1 protein-coding gene is annotated in these 1,095 nt (G+C 75.9%); it reads right to left on the bottom strand.

Annotated features, from left to right (window positions below; genetic code table 11):
* A partial coding sequence (purD, locus tag DKL51_RS33010; protein WP_124813216.1) for a phosphoribosylamine--glycine ligase occupies positions 1-1,074 on the bottom strand: 1,074 nt, incomplete at its 3' end.
* Positions 1,075-1,095 lie beyond the last annotated feature (21 nt).

Raw genomic sequence — 1,095 nt, 5'->3', positions numbered from 1 at the left:
GTCGGCGGCCCGGCGGGCGGTGCCGGCGTGGATGACGCCCGGACGCTCCGCGCCGGTGATCACGTCGCCGGTGCGCGGCGCGGCCGGGTAGCCCTCGGCCGCCACCACTACGGTCACCGCCGCGCCGTCCCGCCAGCGCAGCGGCGGGTGCGCGGCCAGCGTGCCGGTGGCGGCGGCGTGCAGCAGCCCGGCCAGCGGCGTCTCCAGCAGCGCCAGTACGACCTGGGTCTCCGGGTCGCCGAACCGGGCGTTGAACTCGATCACCCGGGGCCCGGCGGAGGTGATCGCCAGACCGACGTAGAGCAGCCCGGCGAAGGGCGTGCCCCGGTGGCGCATCTCGGCGAGGGTCGGGTGCACGACGTCGCGCATCACCTCGTCGACCAGGCCCGGCGGTGCCCAGGGCAGCGGCGCGTACGCCCCCATGCCGCCGGTGTTCGGGCCGGTGTCGCCGTCGCCGACCCGCTTGAAGTCCTGCGCGGGGAGCAGCGGCAGCGCGGCTTCCCCGTCGGTGACCACGAAGAGCGAGACCTCGGGGCCGTCGAGGTACTCCTCGATCACCACCCGGCCGCACTCCTCGGCGTGCTTCAGCGCCACGGCCCGGTCCGCCGTGACGACGACACCCTTGCCTGCGGCGAGCCCGTCGTTCTTCACCACGTACGGCGGCCCGAACTCGTCCAGGGCAGCAGCCGCGCTCTCGGCCTCGGTGCAGGTGAACGCCCGGGCGGTCGGCACGCCGGCGGCCAGCATGACGTCCTTGGCGAACGTCTTGGAGCCCTCCAGCCGGGCCGCCTCGGCGGACGGACCGAACGCGGGGATGCCCTTGGCGCGTACCGCGTCGGCGACCCCGGCCACCAGCGGCGCCTCGGGGCCGATCACCACCAGGTCGGCGGCCGTCTCCACGGCCAGCGCGGCGACGGCGGCGGGATCGGTGACCGCCACCTCCCGCAGCTCCGCCACGGCCCCGATGCCCGGGTTCCCCGGCGCGGCGATCAGCCGCTCGACGGACGAATCGGCAGCCAGTCCGAGCGCGAGCGCGTGCTCGCGCCCCCCACCACCTACAAGAAGAACCCGCACGCCCCGGAATCCTACGCACCC

The organism is Micromonospora globispora (assembly GCF_003857015.1).
GTDB classification, from domain to species: domain Bacteria; phylum Actinomycetota; class Actinomycetes; order Mycobacteriales; family Micromonosporaceae; genus Micromonospora; species Micromonospora globispora.
The sequence above is the reverse complement of the archived record's forward strand: the minus strand, read 5'-3'. Positions and strand labels throughout refer to the sequence as shown.